Below are 22,501 nucleotides of genomic sequence, written 5' to 3' on the forward strand. Positions count from 1 at the left end.
TTTTATTTTCCCCCTAAATTTAAAAAGAGCGTACTCAGATTCTGCTTTGTATTAACAGGCTCTTGAATAGGCTCTTTTGGATTTTGATTATTTGGCTGTTTCGTATACTTAGCTACTAAATCATCTTTGAAGTTTTCTACAACTTCCTCTTCTTCATCTTCTTGCGTATCATCAATTTCAATTTCATCAGCAATTTCATCAGCTAAACCAAGAGCAACTGCTTCCTCTGCTGTTAACCAAGTTTCATCTTTTAAAAGTTGTTTTAATTCTTCATCTGTTCCGACAAAACGTTTTTTATAAGATGCTGCTAAAGCTGAATCAATCTTTCGTAAATCCCGTGCTGTTTTTTCAAAAAGATCTGCATTTCCATATTCAAAAGTACTCGCTTGATGAATCATCATCATAGTATTACTAGGCATAATGATTTTATCACCTGCCATTGCAATTACTGATGCGGCACTAGCCGCCCACCCATCAATATGAACTATAATTTCTGCATTATGCTGCTTTAACTGATTACAAATTGCTACACCATCAAATGCTGAACCTCCACCAGAATTAATATGAACGTGAATTTTTTCCGCTTTAACACCTTGAATTTTCCTTCTTACAGCTTCAGCATTATTTTCACTAAACCATCCACCAATTGATCCATAAACGGTTAATTTATACTCATTTTCACCTTTAGATTCAAAACGAATATCTCGTTTTAGATTTAGAAGCTTATTCATATTCACTTGCTCCATCATTCCTCACCTCCTTTTTCTCCATTCATTTGAGTATAGTTTTTTGTAATATAGTGTTTGTCCAAGTTCGGATCATTAGAAGATTCATATCCTCCCTCCAACCTAATTTCATTGCCTGTAAAGGCACCAGAAGAAATTAGCTTATCAATGCTCGTTGCGAGATCAAAAATACTTTGATAAGAAACAGATTTAATTTCTATCATTTGTCCTCCGAGATAATCTTTCATCTCAAAGAACTTCACGTTTGATTCATCAGATAGTTTCTTTAGTAAAGGATTTACAGTAAATAACATGTAGTTTTTCGTTTGCTTCTCTACATCAGCCATTTCGCCATATATCAAAGCTGTTGGAATACCAAGCGCCGTAGCTACTTGATTTAAGAAACCATTTGTTACTTTATTGATTTCTTCCACACTCGGCCCATTTGCAACACCATTGTATATCTCGCTATAATTAATACCCTTTTGTTGTGGAACAATAGCTATATCTTTTGAACCAATGGACTTATACATGTTATCTATAAATTCTTGTAACTTCGCTATTTGTTCTTCTGTTTTAGCGCCTATCATATCCATATCAACCGTGCCACGAACTTGATTTTTACGTTTCTGTGAGTTTAATATCCTACCAAATAAATCACCGTAATCTGCAAATAAACCATCAATAAGTGGAGATAATTTATCATTTCGATACTTTAAATGAATTACTTCGCTTTGTTTAAAACTTCTCTTAAACGTGTAATCTTTTACTATTACATCTGTAAAAGTATCTTCATATACAGCATATTCATTATGCTGAAACCCATCAGCAATAAGTAAATCACCATCATCCGCCTGTATAACTAAACACTCATTATCATAAATAAGTTTACGGATAAATCTTTCCCAGAAGGTACTTGCAGTCATATTCTTATTCGGTCTAACGTTTAGTCGATAATAAAGCTCATTCTTCTCAAATGTTTTACCGTTCCTTACCCTGAATTCAGATTGACTAATCGTTCTTCCTAGAAAAGATACGCATGTATCAAGTGCTAATCGTTTCATATGAAGCCTGTTTGCTGTATCAGCAATTATGTCCAGATCCACCATAAATTCTAGTTCTTTATTTCTTTTTAATACTGAACCTAACCATCCAATGGTTATCACCCCCTTTATTAGAATTTAATGTTACCTATAACAAAATCAGTTGCTTCTTGTATCTCATCCGCCCTATAAAGAGCATGAACAAAACATTGAAACCCATCTGTTTTTCTACGAACAGGCTCTTTCTTTTCATATATTTTATTTCCATCACCTTTGATAACAACCAATACGTTTTGTGTATACCAACGCATAAGAGGATTATCATCAAAAATAATTTGTTTATTCGCAAAGGCCATTTCAATACGTGGAGCTAATAAACTATGAATTGCTTTTGGGTTTCGTATAACTTCTATTTCAAACCCTTCTGCTACTAATAGTGGCCTTATTGCTTCCATTCTGAAATTATCAGCTATAATCTTTTTAATCCCAAATTGATCTCGCATTTCTACAAACCAATCAACAATGTGCTGAGGATTAATAGTCGGTTCATCCACAACTGTTAGTAAACCTTGCTCTTCCCACTCTTTTATTGGAGCAAATTTCTGTTTTTTAAACTCACCTGCTTTTTTAGAATATCCGTAATAGATATCAACAAATTCTTTTCGAACGAAGGAATGAGTTTTAAAAATGTATTCTCCATTTTGTCTAAATAAAAGACCACATGCTGCAAAATCTCGAATACTAGCAAAGTCTAACGCCCCTATGCATTCTTGAGCATATAATTCAGGAAACGGACGATTTGTAGCAAGAATCTCTGACCATTTTGCAACCGAACGTTCTAAATTAGTAACCGGTAAATTCATACGCTTTGTCATGAACTCTTCTCGGTTACTTGGATCATCTTCTAAATCTTCATATTCCTCTTTAATCGTTTCAAGTAATCCCTCAGCATACTCGCTTAATGGCTGCGATAACATAGGATTTGCCATTTCCCAATTATCTGGATCATCAACTTCTTTTTCATCATTCAACTTACAAATGAATGGGAAAATAGCATTGGGACGTGCTTCCCCGTTCAATACCTTCATTGCTTTTTCTTTTTGCTTATCTAAGAAACCATCACGAACATATCCATCTGTACCAATGTAAAACTCGCGTGGATTCTTCTTTTTCCCTAAACCACTAATGTGGACTCGAACATCTTTATTACTTTCATATTGATGTATTTCATCAAATACAACTGCGCCATCACGCAAACCATCTTTTGTATCTCCGTTTGATGTTCTAAACTTCAATACACTTCCTGTAGCTTTAGACACAGTTTGAGTTAATGTTGTCTTAAATGCTCGTTGCAATATTTCATTACGTTTAACGCATTTATGAACTTCATCTGGACTTGTTTTCGCTTGCTCTTCACTGTTTGCAACAACGGAAATGTTATACTCTGGAATACCATGCATTTCACTAATTAAAAAATGAATGATGACTGATATTAATCCGTTTTTACCGCCACCACGCCCAAGCATCCATAGGAACTTACGATAAAATACGCGACCATTTTTCTTGTAAAATAAAAAGACGAATGCTATTAAGAATTTTTGAAATGTTTGTAAAGGGAAGTACCACTTCTCACCAAATCGGATACACTTCTCAATCATTTCATCATCAAAATACAAATCGTCTCTATTCAAAACATATTTTTCTAGATAGTTAATTAACAGTTCTCTTTCTTTGTTGAACTTTATTTTCCCACTTCTATAAAGCTCAATGTATTCATCTACATACTTTTGCCTAATCATATCAAATCACTTGGACTGTAACCCGAATTAGAAGCACCAACTTTAGGAACAAACTTTATATCTCTTCCCAAAGCAATTAATGAACTGTTAATTTTATTCCTCTCACTTATAAGAGGGTGGGCTTTAACAAAAACTTGAGAACCGTTTTTTATCGTTACGGACTCGCCTTCTTTATTAATAGTTTTATTTATTTTTCTAAATGCTTTTACAAGATCAATATATCTTTCTACCTTTTCAACTTCGACTAAATCTGTAATATCAATACTATTCATGAGCTGTTCTTTTAACCTCACAATACTAACAGCCATCTACCCACCCCCCTTACGTGCGTAAAATCGAAAAAAACCTGACAGTTAACCCCCTCCTCCGGTGCCCCTTAGAGCAATTTTCGTTGAAATATTTTAAGGGGGGGATTATTATCATCGATTCATTTTTACCACTTTTCATCGTATTCCCATTTATTCTGTTTCTTTTTGAATGTTCTACCGTGTTCTTTGTTGTGGCAATTAACACAAACTGTTTCAAGGTTATCTATTTCTAATGCAAGTTCCGGATGATCTTCGAGTTCTTTTATATGATGGACAACGAGTTGAATCTTCTTACGCTTTGCACTCTCACTGTATTCATTGGTATCGGTTTGAACGCGACCATTTCGTTTACACTCCTGACACTCATAGTTGTCACGCCTCTTTACTTGTTCACGTATACTCTTCCACTCACCACTGTCATAGAACTTACGCTTCTGTTGTTTGGTTTTGTATTTATTCATTGACCTTTAACCAAAATCCAGAAAATAATGGATATTACAATACCTATCTCCATAATATTTGTAACAATAAATGCATCCTTTTCAAGATAAGTTAGTTCCATTTCACTTCTTCCTTTCTGATATCTTTTCATAATGACAAATAAGACGCTAACCATATTAAGGTAGCGCCCACGATAATTAATATTTAGTAAAGCAAAATTATTTCTTTCGAACTACATCTCATAGATTATTAAAAATAAATTCAGCTATTACTTTACCCTGTAGCAAATAGCTTAGAATATACAATGACTGAATCACTTTCATTTATCTTTTTATTACTTCAGCTTTTTCCACTAGCTTTAATTCACGTTTCCATTCGTGAATTCTGCAAGATACTCTACACCAGAACGAGTAATTTCCGCATTATCTAACCAAGCTATCTGTGGAACAGCGCCCATTCCACCAGTCGTAATAACAGCACCTTCAATATACTCATTTTGATCTAATTCATTAACAGCGTTAGCGAATTCCTTTCCGGTCATTCCAAAAAACGGTGCTATTAATTTCTTTTTATCCTTCTCATTATAAACACCAATTAAAACTCTCAATGCTGAACTAGAAATCTTTACCACTTCTCCTCTTCCCTTCTTAAATTTCTTTATTTACTACCATAATATCAATAATTGAATTCAATATAAACAACAATATTTTCATTCTAATATATTCACATATTATTCGAACCAGAAAAGGATTTGTTCTTCTTCCAATCACCTAATGTTATAGTCTTCATTTGTAAAACCAAAACTATTAAGTAATTGGAAGAAGAGCAAAGGCTCTCCCTAATAACGGTATCGTTCAATCAACACCATCTGCTGGTTTCGGATTTTATATGTCATCATTATGAATCGTTTAGACAATTTATAAAAGAATCTTTGTGAGTTGTGTTTTCCGCTACTACCCACAATACAAATATAACACGCTAATTCCAAAACAACCGGCACACATACTGCCAAAAAGCGGTCATAATCCTGCCAATCTAGTTCTTTACATTTTGCTTCTTTCACAAAAAACATTTCTTAAATGAAGAAATTATAATCCGTCTCTTATTACTTAATTTCATTTTTATAGGATGGAAACATACTACTCTTACTTTTCCCCATAAAGATTCCCTCTCAAACTAATGTAGTTCAATTGACCTTTTCTAATTGACGATTTTTATACCTTTCTCTTAACACTTCTATCCTCTCCCGCATATCATTTGGACAATAGGATTTTCTATCCTCCCAATATTTATCATTAGTTAAATCAAGTAAACATCGTGCAAGACCGACTTGATTCCAGTGTTGCAACGGATCATATTGCCAATCCACTATTTCTTTTTCTAAACTATCCCGCATTTCTTCACCAATCTCTTGTGACGCTTTTTCTAAATCATCAAAAGATATATTGAGTTTAAGTAACTCATCTAAGAAATCACCAGTATTTTCTTCTGCTCTTTCCCTTTCACTTATATTCAAATCTAAAAATGCTTGTAATGTATCAGCATTCATTTCTTGTTTTGTATCAAAGTTACTTGAGGATGCCACAAGCGTTTTGGTATATATTTCTTCTTTTTTATCTCTTAACACTTCAAACTGTTCATCAGCAAGTTCGAATAACGCACTAAGCTGATAAAACTTTCTCTGTATTTCTTTAGGTATATGTTCTTTTTTCTTATATTGTAACTTATGTTCTATGTCTGCCCATGCATGCATTAAAATTGTTCTTACTTGGATTTCAGCTTTTACACCTTTTAAATTCCGAAAATTTGGTGCAGATAGCCATTCATCCTTAACTGATACAACAAAATGATAGGACCTATAACCAAACCTGTCTATTTCTTTATCCGATTTATCTTCAGAGTGATGGACATTAAATTCCTTATTAATAACATCACCAATTTTCTCTATATCACTTGGAAAGAAACAAATTATTCTCATACCACAAAAATCTTCGTTATCATTCATAGGATCTTGATAACCCTTCCTCTTTATCTTATCTTTGAAAGAATTATAATCTTTTATTCTATAATTAACATCTAAGAAACTAATTTCAGCTTCTTTTAATAGAATCTTTAAGGAATCTTGTAAATTCCCTCCCAAATCATTATATTTTTCGCAATGTGTGCTATACGTTTTTTCTGAAATCTCAAATTTCATCTTTGTGTCCATCCTTATTTTCTAGTTTTATACATTAATTTTCCACATCTTACTATTAGTTTAAGTTTAATATATATTAATTTACATGTCATCATAATTCATGGTGACTTACCCATATCTTATATTTTGTGTAACTAACCCAAACGCTAGAGCCCTTGATATTCGTAACCTCATAACACTTTCTTTTTTGAGTTACACAACACAATAAAAATGAGTAACTGTATAGAATTAAAAAGAAAAAAGCAATGATTAGATTTTAAACCTAGTCATTGCTTTATCCATTGCATCTTGGTTTACTCCTATATATCTTAATGTGACCCGTTCACTTGAATGATTGAATATCTCCATTAACAAGGCTATATTCTTTGTCTGCATGTACATGTGATATCCAAATGTCTTACGTAATGTATGTGTTCCGATTTCGTCCAATCCAAACTCCGCTGCTGTAGTACTAAGTATTTTATATGCCATGCTTCTTCCTATCGGTCGATTCTTCCCTTGTCTGCTTTTAATTAGATATTCATTGTCTTCCATATCCTCAATGTACCATTTCAATTCTCTTCTCAAAGCTGCAGTAATTTGAATACGTTTCTGCTTGCTGGTCTTCATTTCACGCATGGAAATATGGCTTGCCTTTAAATCTCCAACCCTCAATTTTAGAATGTCGCTTATACGTAAGCCTGTATTGATTCCCATTACAAACAAGATGTAATTTCGTTCATTCTTTTCTTTCAGGTATTCCTTGATTTTTTGTATCTGCTCTGGATTACGAATAGGTTGAACAAAATTCATTATTGTTCACCAACCACTTGTTCGTAAACTTCTAATCTAAGAGCAAATGCAAGTTTATAAAAAGCATTCGCTTTATTACGTCTATATGTTCGCTCACTCATGCCAATTTCGTTATAAACCATATAATCGAATACTTCTTCATCCTCTAAATATCGTTTTACAATAATATCTCTTTGATCCTTGCTAAACCGACTTAAAGCCTTATCAATTTGAGAAGATAGACGCTGTAATTTTACTTCTTTTTCACTCATTACAACATTTGCTAAAGCAACATCTTCAGCTGGCTTCCCTACTATGTTTGTTGGACCATGATATCTTACCTCGCTTGAAGCTGTGACCTTCATCTCATTTCTAATCATCCCAAATTGTCTATAAATACGAACATTTTCAAGAATCACTTCTAAACGAACCTGTGTTGCTCTGCGATCAATTTTAGGTAAGAAAGTTAATTGTCTCATAGTCAAAATACTCCTTGTTAAATTTATAAATTAAATAAAAAAAACGGACACCAAACTACAGAGCAACTTTTTTAACGCTCTTATAGTTTGATGTCCGCCGGTTCTTCCAGTAGGACACTAATATATTTCCATATATTCTTTAGTTCACTGCTATTATTTTATTCTCCACAACTAATAATCACAAACCTCATTCAGTAATCTCAACATTTAAAATCCAATGATATGTTCTATAAATAATTTACCCTCTCAACTCATTGTACATTTCATCAGATAGCTTTTCAACTTTCTTCTTGTTATTTTTAGCACTATCTTGCAATAGCATTTTAGCTTGATGATTTGTTATATTTTTGTTATGCAAATCATACTTTATTACCATTTCACACCAACGATTAATTACGCTAGAATCCGCAAGTTTAATAAGTATAATCTCCTCACCGATAAAAACTTTATTGAAATAATATTCCCATCTATCGTCAGTTAAATTGTCTAATATTTGATCGAGGTATACCTGCGCTTCCCAAGATATTCCCCATATACTTCCTATTTTGCATGCTATAGTGGCTGTTATACATTTACCTAATGCTGGGACTGGGATTGAACTTCCTAAATTTAAAAGTTGCTTAGCTGCTGCTGGTTCATTATAAAAATTATTATTCCCATAATGTACTTCTAATAAATGATTTGCGGCATCAACAAACGTATTAGATCTTAGACTTTCTGGTACATAATCAAAACCTTTTACTTTAAGTAAAACTGATTTCAATGCTCTTACAAGTGCCATATCTCCTGCATTTGTAGCTTCAGCATAAGCGAATCCTACTGGGTAACGATCATCCGATAACAAATCACCCCAAATATTTGGAATAATTGTTACCATATTCGCAAAGACAATTTCTCGTTCTGCTCCTTTTTCCGATTTTGACAAGTTTAATAGAGTTCTAGTGGTTGTTTTTTTATAAAAATATGGACTATTCATTAAACTTTGAAATATATCATGCTTCTCTGATATAATTTCCCTTTTAAGCTTTTCTCTAAAATTAGTAAAAGATATGCTAAAACCATCGTCATTCATCGCTAATACATACTTAATACAACCTTTTATGCATGCTTGCGCTTGTGTAACATCCAACTCTTCCTCAACAGAACGCGTTAAAAAATGTTTAAGCAACTCACTGCTTTGTAGAAACAAAATTTTAGCAGTTTTATTAATTAAGCCTAAATCAGCACTCAAATTTATTATATCTACATCTGATAGAAAATCACTTGAATCAGATAAATTATCCTCACTACGTCCTAACATTTCAAGTACAAATTCTTTGCCAAATGACATAATTTTATCCCTTAGTATTGCAATTGTCCTATTCCAGGTATACTCGGTCGCCATATCAAATAATCCCGCTTCAAAAGAAACTTTTATTTTATCTATTTCTCTCGGCGAAAGCATATTTATGTATCCTGATAATTCACTAACACTAGCAACAGTAGCAGGTATTCTTGCACCATTAGGCGAATCCCATAATACGATTTCATTAGCCAAATTAATCACACATCCTTTTGTAGAAGGTATTCCCATCCTGGGATAAAAAATATACCCCTTTAACCTTTGGGTCTTTTGATGCTAAAACAGTATAGGCAGCCCTTTTCCTAGCTCCCCCTTCTGCCGGTATGTCATCCAACGTTAATGGCTGTTTTTTCACAAAAACATTAAACCCTCTAACCCTAGCAGAACTATCTATTATGGTAATTCCATCCACATTTAACATCTCAAGAAATAATCCTGAAAGACCATAATACGCTTCTGATGATACAATATCTTTTTTATTCATTGCAGTATCTATTATTTTTTCTCCCAAGTCTATAGGATCCGAGAACCAAGTACCATCTGATAAAAACTCATTTGGAAATTGATAATCTGATTCAACAACGACACAAATTGTTCCATGAACCCTATATGGTATTATTGATAATAAATTCGTTAACGCTTTTTTAATAGACTCTTTTCCTAATGATGGAACATCGTGAGTAATATCTTCTATCATATCAGTAAAACATTCATTCGTTTCTTCACTATGGTCTACTAACCGAAAATCAATCATTAAATTGTGTTTTCTAATTCCACATATATTAAGCTCAAAATTACTAATAACTTCTACATCAATTACCCCAAAATCTATAAATTCAGGTTCTTCAATACTTAATAAATTTCTTGAAAAAGAAACACCTACAGGACCAGAAAAAGCCCTGATTATACCATACTGTATTCTATCTTGCTCAATATCTACAAAAACATGCCAACCATTATTACAAAAAGGAATCAAGGATTTCAATATTTTTTCCATATCAAAACCATCTAAATCGCCCGTTTTTGTTTTAACTATGTATGAATTAGATACCGTATCTATCGCTTCCTTAATATTATTAGTTATGACAATTCGAGGACGAATTTTTTTCCCCTCTTCTTCATAATTACATAACCTTGATAATATATTGAGAAAATTAGTAAGAAATTTTTCACTCACTCCAATTTTCTCAAGTTCAAATAGTTTCTCTATATTTTCCCGAACGGAATCATAATGTAACCTTGTTTCAACCATCAGATTATTCACCCCTAGAACCAATTCAATACAGTTGCTGCTACAAATAAATCCATTATATCACCATGGTTTAAATTATTTAACATAATTTTATAGATTATAGAAAACTGTGGACTTTAACCCTAATTTTGGTTACATATTAATAAAAAGAGTAGATAACGGATCTACTCTCATCTTGTGTCCAATAATTATTTTACTACTACGCAAATCATAACTCTTCCAAATTTAATAATCCCCAACTAAGTCTTTTTATTTCCTTCAGCCTGAGACTAAAACTTTTATTTCACTTTTAGATTTAGATCAGAAATTGTAAATTCTTTCGATAATTCAATTTGATATTTTTCAAAAAATGCTGCCTCTATCCCTAACAGTGTAGATAAGAATTCAATATCAACCATAAGCATATCCAACAGTGTACCTAATGATAAATAATTTTTATCAAATAAAAGCTGCAATATACTTTTGACCTTACCCGGTTTCATAACCTTTATTTCATCATCCAGTGGTTCTCTTATTTTATACCCCTGTCTATTTAATTTGATATTGAAGTATCTATACTTTTGATAGTCCAGCAAACCAAGTGAATGAGCTCGATATGCAAGGGCTTGAATTGAGACAATCCATTTACTTTTCAAATCAATGTAAGAGTCAGGAGCTGAATTCTTAGAAAGCAAATTAAAGTCTTCAGTAAACTCTTTTTCGGGTAATAAGAAGGCCCCAGCAAATAAATTCGCCTCTTGTTCATGCTCTCTATAGGCCTTATTGTCTAATGAAGAAAATTCAACTTTATAGTGTAACAGTAAATGACCTAATTCATGTGCTAAATCAAAGTTCCTTCTGGCAGCAGATTTCTTTAAATTCCCTAAAATAATAAATGGTCGTCCATCTTCAGCCCATAAACTGTAAGCATCTATTCTTTCTCCAATGGCCTTTTCAAAAATAAATGCGCCTTTTTTCTCAAGAATAAATAATAGATTTAAATTACTTTTATTACCTATCCCTAAAAATTCTCTAGCTAATTTTGCTGCCTTCTCGATTTTTGTTCTCTTATCTTCATCTGAAGAAGTAAGATATTGGATAACTTTTTCTCTTAAAGCGACTATTTCATTTGGTGGATAATGTAACTTTTTTTCAATGACATTTAAAAACGAACTAATAAATTCTATTGTCTTAGCTTCACTTAGAGTTTTTTGAGCGCTATTTATAATATCTGCTCTATAAGCAATGTGACATTGTTGTATATTCGATTTTCCATTTTCACTTAGAAAATCTTCAGAATAAAAATACTTACTTTTTACTTTGAAAATTCTCTTCATTTTATTAATAACTTCCAATTTAGGCGACATATACCCGTTTTCATATTGCCAAATGGCCTGTTCGGTAATTTCTAGCATTTCGGAAAGTTGTTTTCTTGTGTAACCATGGAGAATTCGAATGTTTGTTAAATTTTTACCAACAAACATTGTACCTACCTCCTACAATATATTTCTAACTTCGACTATCATCATCATCTGCTTTTTCATCATCCAATTCCTCATCATGATAAATATCGTAATCAAATGCAGCTGGTGATTCATAATTATAATCCATCTCATCATTTTCTAGAACTGTTGTATCTACATCCTCAAAGTCCACTGAGCTATTATTAATTAGTCCAGTTAAATCATCCACTAAATAAGCTTTTTCATTATGAGGATTCGGCATCCAAAGAAATATTTTTGAAATCATGAACGCCTCATCAATTTCGTAAGTTACAATATAAAACTTATCGTATTCTTTCTGTAACTTACTTACTTCTGTATCCTCTAATGATTTTAAAGTGTTATCGTCAAAGAGAGTTAAAAATTCAACAAAGCCAGCTTCTTTCGGAAGTGAACGAGTTTCTGGAAATTTTATTTTGTGATTTACTCTGGATAACTTTTTTAAATAATTTTCATCATTTTTTTTGCGTTTTTTATTTCCGTCAATCCCCTTACCACCCGGAAAATTCCCCTCATTAAAATACTTAGCATTTTTTATAATAAACATGCTTTTGTCTTCAGAAGATGAAAATTGTAAATACCCCCAAGTATATCCTGCCTTAGCCTTTTTATACACAATCCCAACACTTGCACATTCCCTGGCTGTTTGGTCATCAATATGGTTCCCTTTTACCCATGCATATGCATCACTAATCTTCATGGTTCTTTGTTTTTCGTTACGCTCATGGATATAGCTTTTATATCCATTCAATATCCCATCAACAATCACTTGATTTACTGCTGAACTAAAAGTATATTCTTGCATCTCCAATCCCTCTTTCTTTATTTTTATATAGCCTCTTTAATTATATACTATCTATATAAATTTTAAAGAAAAAGTGATAAAAGCTACAAATTTTTAAAGTGAATCCTGGTCCTACTAAAGTAACTGTGTTTTTCGTTCTTCCATACGCGCTACTTTACCAGCTTTATATACAAATGACTGCTCACCATGACCAGTTGATGGTGGTTCAATCGAATGAATCTGTCCATCTTTCACAACATAAATCATATTTTCTGCTAGAGAAATTTCAGCTTTCATCTTAGCAATATTTTCATTGATTACTGCCACCACGACCACTCCCAATTATGTTATAATTACTTTGTCGGATAATTATGTCGAGAGCAATCTCGGCTTTTTTATTTGTCTACAAATATCGCACAACATTTTCTGGAACAAATGATTGTTCAAGAGATAAATGAAGCCGTATTGGAATCGGTTCTTTGCTATCCCTTGCTCGCTTACATATCTCTTCTGCCTCTTCCCATACAAATTGTTTATCCCCCACTCTTTTATAACGCCATATCCCAATCGCATAATCTTCAAATAGCTCATATCGCTCATCAGGCGCTGTCGTTGGTTTTAATTCATCAATTGCTTTGGCTTGGCGTGGTATTTGCACAACTATATCTGCATACCTTAATTTTGAATTCAAACGATGAATATGAGCTTTCTTTGGATCAAATGATACAACTGGTTCCACATCAAAAATTGTTAATTGTTTTGGCATTGTTTTTCCCCTCCAATACCTGCAAGCTTGCAAATAAGATTTCTTCAAGCTGCGTTAACGTTAGTTGATCTAATGTTTGTCCGTTAATCTCAGCTAATCCTAATCCCAATAATTTACGAATGATTATTAGTTTTCTACGCTCTACTTCCTGACGTAACAACATGATTAGGCCTCCTGTTGATGATTGAACTTTCTCTCTAAATTTACAAACTTACTAAATTCTTTAATGAATGCCAGTTCAACAACACCAACTGGACCGTTCCTCTGTTTCGCTAAAATAATTTCCGTTATGTTTTTATTTTCTGTATCGCGGTCATAGTAATCTTCGCGGTATAAAAATGCTATTAAATCCGCATCTTGCTCAATTTGACCATTCTCACGTAAATCAGATAGCAACGGGCGTTTATCTTGTCTGCTCTCAACAGCACGACTTAACTGCGATAACGCAACCACGCATACATTTAGTTCTCTTGCCATAAGTTTTAACTTACGACTAATCTCACCGATTTCTTGCATTCGGTTCCCTCTATGTTTTGGATCGCCCACTATAAGCTGTAAATAATCAATGGCAATTAAAACCTTCTTATCAGGGTACTTACGCTTTAGTTTCCTAGTCTTTGCATAAATCTCTTGCATTGTTACATTTGCTTTATCGTAAATTTCTAATGGCAAATCATTAATTAATCCCATCGCTTGACTAATTTTTTCCCAATCCTTTAAATTACATAGCTTCTTAGGATTCTTTAATTTCGTAGCATCAATATTTCCAGTACTTGAAATCATCCTCTTAAGTAGCTGTTCCTCCCCCATCTCTAGAGAAAAGATCCCTGTGGCTGTATGAGCACTTGCTGCATGAAAAGCAACATTTAATACAAATGCTGTTTTCCCCATTGAAGGACGGGCACCGACAATGATTAAATCACCTTCTTGTAACCCCGCTGTCATTCTGTTCAAATCGTCATAACCAGTTGGAATACCGGTTAAATCACCTACATCAATTTGCATTTTCTTATACAAATCAACAAGTGTTTCTTTCAAGTTAAATTCATCTGAGTAACCTATTTCTTCAATGGCACTTAGTTCATCAATTGATGTACTAATAGCACTCATTTCCCTATTTTGCTGAAGGCGATTATATAAATTACCAGCAACCTCTTGAGCGTGTCTCATTTTCCAAGCTTCGATAATTAAACCTTCGTGATACGTAAAGTTTTTCGTCGTTGGAACAACTTCAGTTAAGTTTACAAAGAACGCAATACCACCAATTTGATTCATAAAACTGTCTTCAAATTTCCCCATGAGAGCAACAAGATCTATCGGGACCTCAGCATCATCTAATTCTCTCATCGCCTTAAAAATCACTTGGTGCGTTGGTGAAGAAAACTGTTTTACCTTTAGCTGACAATCTTTAATTAAATCGCCTTCCTGGATAATGCTACCTAAAACACTTTGTTCAGCTTCTACGTTTCGAATCATATCGTTACTCATTGAACCATCCACCCACTCTGTTTAGTAAGTGCTGCAAGTTCCTCTTCTGTTGGAATGTTCTGCTCCCATGCTTGTTGCTGCTGTAATACGTTTTGAGTAGATGCTGATAGACCTTTATTTTGATAAGGTGCTTGAGTTTGCTGCTGTCCCTTTGCTAATCGTTGATCACGAAATGCCTTATCAGCTGCTTCAACGTCTGCTACTGTTTTCAATCCTTTAAGATGCCAATCTCGTAAAATTGTATTTACGTAAGACATGTTTCTCGTATTTTTCTCTAAAGCAATCTCCATAGCCTTAATAACTAGTTCTGCATTTAAATCATCTATCCAAGCGTGAATACCATCTGCAATAAAAGGTGTAATGAATCCGAAGTTCTGTTCGTAAAAAGAAATTGGATTAACCTCAACAACGTCTTCCGCGCTCGCGCGCTTTTCTTGTTGTTGTTGTTCTTTTTCTTTTTCTTTTTCTTTTTCTTCTTCCTTTCTAGGGTCTTGGAAGCCCCTTATAAGCCCCTCCAAACGGACTGATAAATACTCCTTAATACGAGGAATTTTAAAACCTTGCTCTCGTTCTAATTGCAAACAAGTTTCATAGAAATCAACTAAAAAATCCTGGTCCTTTACAGATTGAATCTCTTTTAAAACGCACTTTTCAATATTTACATTTTTAATTGGATTGAATTTCAACCAGTTAATTAAGAACAACTCTTTTGTTTTTTGGTTGTAATTTATTTTTCCGTACTCAGCAAAACGTTCTAATAGCTTCATAACAGTTTCACGGTTGTACCCTGTATCAGTTTCAATGATGCGAAGTGGAAGCTCATAGATTCCTGATTGAGACGTCTTACTATTTGTCATCAAATACAAGTAAAAATACTTTTCCTCTGGTGTAAGATCTAAAACAAATGAATCCTGCCAAAATGAAACGTGTACCGGTCTATAAACTGCCATATTATTCATCCTCCATTGTTTTACTTGATTTACTTTGATATAATTTAACTAAGTTAATATTTATAAAGACTCACTATACGAGTCTTAAATCTATCACTCTGCCAAGTGATAGATTTTTTATTTTCCTCGACTAACTAGTGACGCATTGATTCCTTTACCTCGAAGATTTTTAACAACTACTCGATAACTCTTTAATACATCGTGTTCTTCTCTTGCGTTACGAATACTCTTGAATTCTTTAGCACACCTATTTAATTCTTTATCCCAACGATCTGCTTCATCTAGCGTACCGGCATTGAACATATTATGAATACATGTCATCATGCAGTTATGTAATTCAGTTGCAAAAGCAAAGTCTCCTGGTAGAACTAAATCAAACAGACGATTACTTTCTACTTTCATGTTTCATCCCTCACACTTCAAATAATTTGATACTGTACGTATCGTTATGGCCAGAAAGTACAATCTTATAAACTATGAACAACAAAAGAACAAATCTTTCTGGCCATAACGACAAGCGCAGTTGCTTGTCGCATTAAATCGGAATATGTTATAATTCATTTGTTAGTATTTTGGGTTATCGTGGGCTATGCGGTAGCCTTTTCTTTTTTCTTTTTATTTTTCAAAACAAATGCAGCTTCTATAATTCGAATTCTTATCTCCGTTAACTTCTTCTCTTGCTTTAAACTTTTAGCTTTTATAAAATCTCCACAAATTGATGCGATTCGGATATCCCCATATAAATTTGCTTCTTTTCTTACCAGTTCTTTATATTGTTTTAAAGTTGGACTCACATAATCAATTGCCACTACTTTAACCTCCCTAGTAATAATTAAATTAACCATCTGTATATTTCCTTGCTCTCAGTGACACTTTCCAATATTTAAATATATCTGTCATTGAAAAACCGTACTGATCACATAAGACCGCTACAAGACTCATCATTGAACCTGTAGCATCTAAAATTTCATGCATAGCTTTTTTCATAGATTCTTTCTCCTGTTCAGACCATGCTTGTGAAGGTTTAAACCAACATAATGTATCAAGTTGTTTCAAAGCTTCATTTGTTTCTTGCTGAACCATGTACCTCATACTTGTAGGATGCAAATCTATGTATTCTCCATTAAAAAATGGAATGCTTACATGACCAGCTGCTTCACTCCACATTTTAAAAAACAATTGTGGGTCATCTATTCCTTCAGTAATACATTTTCTTAAGTCTTTCGGTATTCGCCGTTTTTCAGTTTCATATTTTGCTAGCGACTCACGACTTACAGGGATTTCTGAAGAGAGTCTTTCTTGTGTGATCCCCTTTCGTTTACGCGCCATAGCAACTTCTTTTCCTATAGACATCGTTTACTTCCCCCATTCGTACCTAACGTATTATTTATTTGTGACACCCCAACATGGTAACTTAGTATTAGACGGATTCTTTAAATGGATTGTAGTACTCTGTATTGTTTTCTACCCAGTCAGTATGATTTTCCATCCACTTAAAAAGAAGATGTGTAGGAATAAGAACCCCAGCTTCACGGCATACTGGAAAATCAGAACGATTTAATAACTCAGATGCTTTGGTACGTTTGATATGTAACAAGTCCATTAATTCCAGAATAGTTAAAAATGGTGGTAGTTCGTTCATTGGTTGAAGATGCTTAGTTGCTTTTTGTACTTCTTCTCGGATGATTTCCCGAAATGATTCAATGTCAAAGTTAATCACTTTCTTTCCCCCTTAAAAACTATTGATAATCGCACACTTTGTGTTGTAGAGAATCAAAAAAAATAGATTGAACAGTAGCTCCATAAAAATTAGCTAATTTTATTTTTATATCATCTCGCGGAATTCTTTGTCCATTCTCATACATTTGTAATGTACTAACACTAATGCCCACTGACTCAGCCACTTCTTCTCTTGTTTTTTCACTTCTTAAAGTTATAAGATTTTTAGCTATTAATTGTTTGTTCAAATATATCCCCCCCGAAAAAATAACAACACAAATCGTGCGATTTAACTCAAGTCTAAACCACACATTTCGTGTTGTCAACACTTTTTGTGTGGTTTAGACTTGAAAACTCAATTAAATAACACACATTGTGTTATCATATGGATAGGTGATAAAATGAAAACTTTTGGAAATATACTCCGAGACTTACGGAAAGAAAAAAAAATTACTCAAAAAGAGCTGGCTCACACCCTTAAACTTAGTGAAAGTACAATTGGCATGTATGAAAGAAATGAACGTCAACCTGATTACGACACACTTAATCAAATTGCTAATTACTTTGAAGTAACAACTGATTACCTCTTGGGACGAACTGTTTCTTATAAAGAAGATAATTTAAAAGATACTTATAATGATCCTGAACTTGGCCTATGGTTTAAAGATATTAAACTTGCTTCTCCTGAAAAACAAGAAGAACTAAAAAGATTCTGGGAGTTTATCTTACACAAAGAAAAAAATGAAAATACATAAAAAAACAAATTACAAATCCTGTATTAACAAAGGCACGCTTATCTGCGTGTATTTGTTTCATTTCTTATTCATTTTATCGTTATGTTCATCTTATAAAATATTATTACTTTTTAATTATTTTATGCTATATTAAGGAGGAATTTTCATGAGTAAAACCATCCATTATTACAACTGCTTCATCACCCGAAATGGTGTAAAAACCAACATAAACTTAACAACCTTACTAGACCGACTTATTGGTATTAATCCACAAGTATTATTTAAAAACACGAAGTACGGTAATATTTCATTAATAAATATGAAAATGCCAGATTTGACTTCCCCTACTTTTCAAAATAGAACTGTAACATTCGGAAAATTCAGAGACCATAAACCATACTTGGGCAATAAAGGAACAAGAAGAGCCGATGAAATTACAGATGATGTTTTAGAATTAACTACTGCCGTATTTATACCAAATTCAAGCTTGGTAATGATTGAATATAATCATTATGGTTGTCGACCAGTTCACTTGCAGCATTATTTAAGTCTTTTTTTACCCAGCACTGAAACTGAAAGTTGGATGCTCGAATTTACTGAAGTTGAACCTACATTAGGTTTTAATGACGTTCGCCATTCTCGAAATATCAAATCTATTGAATTCAGCCTTAATTTGATAGCACCCGCTCCACATAATTTTCTTGAAAACCAAGAAAACGAAAGCTTAATTGCTAATATTTTAAGACCCACCCTAGAAAGTCATGCTGAATTTGGTGCAAACAAAGCAACAATTACTTTTTCTAATGGCCGTTTCCGTAGAGAAGTTATACACCCTGAAAGACTAATTGAATTAGTTGCGGCACTTGATTTTGATGAAAATGATGTTTTTGAATCCATTAAAGTAAAATACCAAAGTCCAACAACTGGAAATTCGGAGCATATAGATTTAAAAAATGCCGGAGTACTAAAAAGAATTATTATGAGAAATGACGATAATACTGGTTGGGAATATATCGGCGATCAAATGGAGAGCGACTATTATAATAACAACCAACCAGGACATGGTTTTGTAAGACGTTATGACCGTGAAATTATTGGCGCTAACTTGCCAAATATTGTTCTACCAGAAATACCATTACCTGATGCTATACCAAACTAATTATTTATGTGTGTTATATTGAGTGCAAGGATGTGATTAAAAATATGAAAAAATATGATAAACTAATACGTTCCTTGGAAGATTACTCAATTACAGTAATATTAATTATGTTTTCTATTGTATTTTCGATTAATAAATTACTTATGATCTTCTATACAAATTTCGCTTCTAGTAGCATAGAGCAATTTATTACAGTGCATCTAAAAAACTTTTTTATAACTAAAGAAGGTTCCTTGGGTACTATTACAGCAGTTTTTATCGGTATTTATTTTACTGTATTCTCAATTTTGGGTAGTATTAGAATTGGATCTACCTTTGCCACTCTAACGAATAAAAATTTAAAAAAATTAGTTAAGTTTATAAAAAATGCCCTAATAGGGGCGTTTATTTTCCTATTCTTCTTGCTGTCTATACAAATATTCATTCAATTAACTAATTGGATATTAATTGTCATTGGTTTTCTTTTATTACTCTATGTTTTTCTTTCTGCGATCAGATTTGGTATAGTAATATACTTTATTATAAAAAAAGATATCGAGAATACACACTCAAACATAGAAAAAGAAGAAATAGCAAACCAGCAGAATCAATTGTTAATGCATAGATTGGACACTTTTTTAACAGAGCATGAAAAAATTCAATCAAAAAAACAGGCCGAATTAATGCAACATAATATTAGATCAATAAAAAGCACTAGAAAACATGACTGATACGTCTTGTCTTCTAGTGCTTTTTATTCTCTATGTTAACTTTAATACTTCTTAGTTCATAAAACTCTCCATTATCTATCCTTTACTTAAAACTTTTAAGATTCCAATTAACAACTATTACCTTCAGTAACTATACCATTAAGTATATTAAAAAATCTTAATTTAAATTATACCTGCTTCTATATTAGTCGAATTCTTTTCTAGTATTTATTAATCCCACTACTACTCGAACTATGTGACACTTTTTTACTACCTCTTATTTTCCTATAGAAACCACACTCCTTTAGTTATTTGAGTCAAATTAATTCATAAATCAAACCTTCCAAATTTTACTTTTTTATTATAAAATAAGAACGTACGTTCTTACAATTTTTGAATGGAGTGAAAAATATTTTGTTTCAAGCACATCCCTACTACACTACACAACTTGAGGACTATATCCAGCACTTGTACCAATCCATATCTATTATTGTTCCCGAACAAATGGATATGATAGAAATTGCGAAAAAGTTAAATATTTGGCTATATTTTGCTCCTTTTGGAAGTCATGCAATGGAAAAAAACCAACTAACAAATATAGTAATTGATAATCGTATTTCTCAACCAGAGCAATGGGAAGACTTTGGTCATGAGATTTGTCACCTCTTATTACATTCTGGTAATCAATTAGTAATGCATCAAATGTTTTTAGATTACCAGGAAGCAAAAGCTAAAAACTTTGCACAACAATTTTGTGTACCTACTTTTATGTTAAGAAAGCTATCTCCTCAGCAATTAAAGGCATATATTATCGCCGAAAAATTCAATGTTACACTTCAGTTCGCTGAAAAAAGACTTTTACATTATGAAAATCAGTTACTCGCTAGTAAATTACAGCAAGAAATATCTCAATACTGTAATTTGTTTAAGTAAAATACAGGAGGCATTATATATGAAAGGCTATTTCCATAAACGTGGAGAAAAATGGTCATTTACAATAGATGTTGGTATAGATCCATTGACAGGCAAAAGAAAACAAAAAAGTAAAAGTGGATTTAGAACTAAAAAAGAAGCTCAAAATGCTGCTGCAACTATGATTACAGAGATAGAAAAAGGAATGTATTTTGATGATAAACAATTAAACGTGTTAGATATCTGGGAAAAATTAAAGCCTATTCGTAAAGCTGAATTAAAAATAACATCTTATGAAAAAGACATGAGCCTAGTCAGACTTTATATCCTTCCCACATTTGGTTATAAAAAAATTAAAAGTATTAAACCTGTAATGATTCAAAGCTATTATGCTGAACTTAAAGAAAAAGGCCTGTCAAATGGTACAATCAGCAATATCCATCGCTGCTTCAGGTGCATATTCAAACATGCTGTAGAATGGGAAATCCTACACGATAATATAATGAATAAAGTAAAAAAGCCACGTGAAGAGCAAGGTGAGATGCAAACATGGTCCAGTGAGGAATGTAATCGATTCCTTCACTATTTAAAAGAAAAAAATAAAAAGTACTATATGTTCTTTTTACTCGCGATCTATACGGGTATGAGACGTGGCGAGTTACTTGCACTAACATGGAAGGATATTGACTTTGATAATAAACGTATCCTAGTTAATAAATCACTTGTAAAAACTGAAGAAGGACTATTTAAAGCTGCTACTAAAACTAAATCTTCTAATAGAAGTATTAGTATCTCTTCCTTTGTTGTAACAGAGTTACAAGCATACTACCTTTATAAAAAGAAAGAGTTTTTCCGCTGGGGTATTTCCTTGAATGAGGAGGCCTATATTTTCGCTGGCAATACAATTCATTCTCCCTTACATATAGATGCTCCTCATCGTTTTTTGAAAGACCATTATAAAAAAGCTGGTGTTCCACGAATTCGTATTCACGACTTAAGGCACACACATGCAACACTTATGCTCCAAGCTGGTGAGCATCCTAAAATTGTACAGGATCGCTTAGGACACTCTTCTATTCAAATGACTTTAGACAAATATAGCCATATTACACAAAACATGCAGCAACAAGCCGCAGAAAATTTTGAGAATGTAATAAAACCTTATGAAAATATCAAATAAAAAGTGAAAAATTCTAATGTGAGCAAAATGTGAGCATCGATAAAAAACAAAGCTTATAAACCTTGATATATCAAGGTTTATAAGCCTATATCGTTGAATCTTGGGAGAAGAATGAGCAGTTCTGACCTTTTATATTTTGTATAATACAAAAGTGCCACGAATGACTGTTAAACAAGCATTTATGCACTTTTTATATTAAAAATAAATTTCATATAATAATTTATTTATCTATGCCTTATATTTTGTGTGACTGTCTTAATCGCTGAACTCTTTCATATTCTT

The 22,501-nt window shown here is 32.8% G+C and carries 28 protein-coding genes; 5 read left to right on the forward strand and 23 right to left on the reverse strand.

Annotated elements, in window-relative coordinates; translation table 11 throughout:
* Positions 1-2 precede the first annotated feature (2 nt).
* The 23 genes from COC96_RS02090 to COC96_RS02200 form a co-directional block, all read right to left on the reverse strand.
* Positions 3-746: a head maturation protease, ClpP-related gene (locus tag COC96_RS02090; protein ID WP_098768283.1), complete on the reverse strand. Its 744-nt coding sequence runs from the start codon at positions 744-746 to the stop codon at positions 3-5.
* Positions 746-1,891 (reverse strand): phage portal protein, encoded by a 1,146-nt coding sequence (locus COC96_RS02095; protein ID WP_098768186.1) that lies wholly within the window; start codon positions 1,889-1,891, stop codon positions 746-748. Before COC96_RS02095 ends, COC96_RS02090 begins: the two co-directional genes overlap by 1 nt.
* Positions 1,892-1,899: 8 nt before the next feature.
* Positions 1,900-3,567, reverse strand: coding sequence for a terminase TerL endonuclease subunit (locus COC96_RS02100; protein WP_098768187.1), 1,668 nt, complete (start codon positions 3,565-3,567; stop codon positions 1,900-1,902).
* Positions 3,564-3,875 (reverse strand): P27 family phage terminase small subunit, encoded by a 312-nt coding sequence (locus COC96_RS02105; protein WP_044791512.1) that lies wholly within the window; start codon positions 3,873-3,875, stop codon positions 3,564-3,566. The genes COC96_RS02100 and COC96_RS02105 overlap by 4 nt, the downstream gene beginning before the upstream one ends.
* A 125-nt stretch (positions 3,876-4,000) precedes the next feature.
* A complete protein-coding gene (locus COC96_RS02110) occupies positions 4,001-4,336 on the reverse strand; it encodes an HNH endonuclease (RefSeq protein WP_098768188.1) in 336 nt (111 codons plus the stop codon).
* A gap of 338 nt (positions 4,337-4,674) precedes the next feature.
* Positions 4,675-4,947 (reverse strand): YjcQ family protein, encoded by a 273-nt coding sequence (locus COC96_RS02115; protein WP_098768189.1) that lies wholly within the window; start codon positions 4,945-4,947, stop codon positions 4,675-4,677.
* Positions 4,948-5,502: 555 nt separating this feature from the next.
* Positions 5,503-6,513 carry a GTP pyrophosphokinase gene (locus COC96_RS02120; protein WP_180234945.1) on the reverse strand — a complete coding sequence of 337 codons (1,011 nt, stop codon included), beginning with the start codon at positions 6,511-6,513 and terminating at the stop codon, positions 5,503-5,505.
* A gap of 249 nt (positions 6,514-6,762) precedes the next feature.
* The gene (locus tag COC96_RS02125) at positions 6,763-7,305 is read right to left on the reverse strand and encodes a site-specific integrase (protein ID WP_098768191.1); all 543 of its coding nucleotides are present in this window, start codon (positions 7,303-7,305) and stop codon (positions 6,763-6,765) included.
* Entirely contained in the window at positions 7,305-7,763 is a 459-nt protein-coding gene (locus tag COC96_RS02130; protein WP_098768192.1) for an ArpU family phage packaging/lysis transcriptional regulator, read from the reverse strand. Before COC96_RS02130 ends, COC96_RS02125 begins: the two co-directional genes overlap by 1 nt.
* Positions 7,764-8,001: 238 nt before the next feature.
* Positions 8,002-9,300, reverse strand: coding sequence for a hypothetical protein (locus tag COC96_RS02135; RefSeq protein ID WP_142339944.1), 1,299 nt, complete (start codon positions 9,298-9,300; stop codon positions 8,002-8,004).
* Between the two features lies 1 nt (position 9,301).
* The gene (locus tag COC96_RS02140; protein WP_098768194.1) at positions 9,302-10,357 is read right to left on the reverse strand and encodes a hypothetical protein; all 1,056 of its coding nucleotides are present in this window, start codon (positions 10,355-10,357) and stop codon (positions 9,302-9,304) included.
* A gap of 278 nt (positions 10,358-10,635) precedes the next feature.
* Positions 10,636-11,820, reverse strand: coding sequence for a spr1629 family repressor/antitoxin (locus COC96_RS02145; protein ID WP_098768195.1), 1,185 nt, complete (start codon positions 11,818-11,820; stop codon positions 10,636-10,638).
* A 25-nt stretch (positions 11,821-11,845) separates the two neighbouring features.
* Entirely contained in the window at positions 11,846-12,643 is a 798-nt protein-coding gene (locus tag COC96_RS02150) for a spr1630 family ClpXP-sensitive toxin (RefSeq protein WP_098768196.1), read from the reverse strand.
* Between the two features lie 114 nt (positions 12,644-12,757).
* Positions 12,758-12,949 (reverse strand): DUF3954 domain-containing protein, encoded by a 192-nt coding sequence (locus tag COC96_RS02155; RefSeq protein ID WP_098768197.1) that lies wholly within the window; start codon positions 12,947-12,949, stop codon positions 12,758-12,760.
* Positions 12,950-13,025: 76 nt separating this feature from the next.
* On the reverse strand, positions 13,026-13,388 hold the full coding sequence (locus COC96_RS02160; protein WP_098768198.1) for a cell division protein SepF: 363 nt from the start codon (positions 13,386-13,388) through the stop codon (positions 13,026-13,028).
* Positions 13,363-13,551 (reverse strand): hypothetical protein, encoded by a 189-nt coding sequence (locus tag COC96_RS02165; protein ID WP_098768199.1) that lies wholly within the window; start codon positions 13,549-13,551, stop codon positions 13,363-13,365. Before COC96_RS02165 ends, COC96_RS02160 begins: the two co-directional genes overlap by 26 nt.
* 2 nt (positions 13,552-13,553) lie before the next feature.
* Positions 13,554-14,876: a replicative DNA helicase gene (dnaB, locus tag COC96_RS02170; RefSeq protein WP_098768200.1), complete on the reverse strand. Its 1,323-nt coding sequence runs from the start codon at positions 14,874-14,876 to the stop codon at positions 13,554-13,556.
* Complete coding sequence (locus tag COC96_RS02175) at positions 14,873-15,826, reverse strand: DnaD domain-containing protein (protein ID WP_098768201.1); 954 nt, start codon at positions 15,824-15,826, stop codon at positions 14,873-14,875. The genes dnaB and COC96_RS02175 overlap by 4 nt, the downstream gene beginning before the upstream one ends.
* A 117-nt stretch (positions 15,827-15,943) precedes the next feature.
* Entirely contained in the window at positions 15,944-16,228 is a 285-nt protein-coding gene (locus tag COC96_RS02180) for a hypothetical protein (RefSeq protein ID WP_098768202.1), read from the reverse strand.
* 185 nt (positions 16,229-16,413) lie between these two features.
* Entirely contained in the window at positions 16,414-16,635 is a 222-nt protein-coding gene (locus COC96_RS02185) for an RNA polymerase subunit sigma (protein ID WP_098768203.1), read from the reverse strand.
* A gap of 28 nt (positions 16,636-16,663) precedes the next feature.
* Entirely contained in the window at positions 16,664-17,179 is a 516-nt protein-coding gene (locus COC96_RS02190; RefSeq protein WP_098768204.1) for a helix-turn-helix domain-containing protein, read from the reverse strand.
* Positions 17,180-17,246: 67 nt separating this feature from the next.
* Positions 17,247-17,546, reverse strand: coding sequence for a hypothetical protein (locus COC96_RS02195; RefSeq protein ID WP_098768205.1), 300 nt, complete (start codon positions 17,544-17,546; stop codon positions 17,247-17,249).
* Between the two features lie 19 nt (positions 17,547-17,565).
* Complete coding sequence (locus COC96_RS02200; RefSeq protein ID WP_098768206.1) at positions 17,566-17,793, reverse strand: helix-turn-helix transcriptional regulator; 228 nt, start codon at positions 17,791-17,793, stop codon at positions 17,566-17,568.
* Between the two features lie 153 nt (positions 17,794-17,946).
* On the opposite strand from COC96_RS02200, the gene COC96_RS02205 reads away from it, so the two are divergent.
* From COC96_RS02205 to COC96_RS02225, 5 genes are all read left to right on the forward strand, one after another.
* A complete protein-coding gene (locus COC96_RS02205; RefSeq protein WP_098768207.1) occupies positions 17,947-18,300 on the forward strand; it encodes a helix-turn-helix domain-containing protein in 354 nt (117 codons plus the stop codon).
* A 145-nt stretch (positions 18,301-18,445) separates the two neighbouring features.
* Positions 18,446-19,438, forward strand: coding sequence for a DUF6731 family protein (locus COC96_RS02210; protein ID WP_098768208.1), 993 nt, complete (start codon positions 18,446-18,448; stop codon positions 19,436-19,438).
* Positions 19,439-19,482: 44 nt separating this feature from the next.
* Positions 19,483-20,148 (forward strand): hypothetical protein, encoded by a 666-nt coding sequence (locus tag COC96_RS02215; RefSeq protein ID WP_098768209.1) that lies wholly within the window; start codon positions 19,483-19,485, stop codon positions 20,146-20,148.
* Positions 20,149-20,541: 393 nt separating this feature from the next.
* Positions 20,542-21,060 carry an ImmA/IrrE family metallo-endopeptidase gene (locus COC96_RS02220; RefSeq protein WP_098768210.1) on the forward strand — a complete coding sequence of 173 codons (519 nt, stop codon included), beginning with the start codon at positions 20,542-20,544 and terminating at the stop codon, positions 21,058-21,060.
* Between the two features lie 19 nt (positions 21,061-21,079).
* Positions 21,080-22,219: a site-specific integrase gene (locus COC96_RS02225; protein ID WP_098768211.1), complete on the forward strand. Its 1,140-nt coding sequence runs from the start codon at positions 21,080-21,082 to the stop codon at positions 22,217-22,219.
* Positions 22,220-22,501: the final 282 nt, after the last annotated feature.

The sequence above is a fragment of the Bacillus cereus genome (assembly GCF_002577405.1).
In the GTDB taxonomy this organism is placed as follows: Bacteria; Bacillota; Bacilli; order Bacillales; family Bacillaceae_G; genus Bacillus_A; species Bacillus_A cereus_AU.